We start from the raw sequence: 401 nt of genomic DNA on the forward strand, positions 1-401 counted from the left end.
TGTTGTTGGATGCGGGCCGGATGTCATCCATGGTCAGGCCATGGTTCGGATTATCCAGTGCAGTGAGATGAGAGCTGGAAATCCTTGTCGCCAAGCGGACGGTGCCGACAACACGGTTCATGTCGTCGTAGAAAAACTCCTGGATCTGGCCGTTGCGCCAAAGCTGGGCGACCAGTCTTCCAAGATCATCATACAGGAAGTACTGGGACTTGCCCGTTGCATCCGTGGAGACGGCGACCTGTCCGGCTGAATTGTATTTGAAGGTCTCTTCGCCCGTCGTGACATGGGACCCGGACTGGGAAGATGAGACCACCTGGCCCAGATTATTGTACACCGTCGTGGTGGTGTGGCCCGCACCTGTGACAACAGTCATGTGAGCCTGCGGGATCCCGGCCGTGCCG

1 protein-coding gene is annotated in these 401 nt (G+C 57.6%); it reads right to left on the reverse strand.

From position 1 onward, the window contains the following. On the reverse strand, positions 1-373 hold a 373-nt coding region (locus tag RMQ97_RS15440; protein WP_413661797.1), incomplete at its 3' end, for a hypothetical protein. Positions 374-401: the final 28 nt, after the last annotated feature.

It is taken from the genome of Maricaulis sp. D1M11 (assembly GCF_047308265.1).
Classification (GTDB): Bacteria; Pseudomonadota; Alphaproteobacteria; order Caulobacterales; family Maricaulaceae; genus Maricaulis.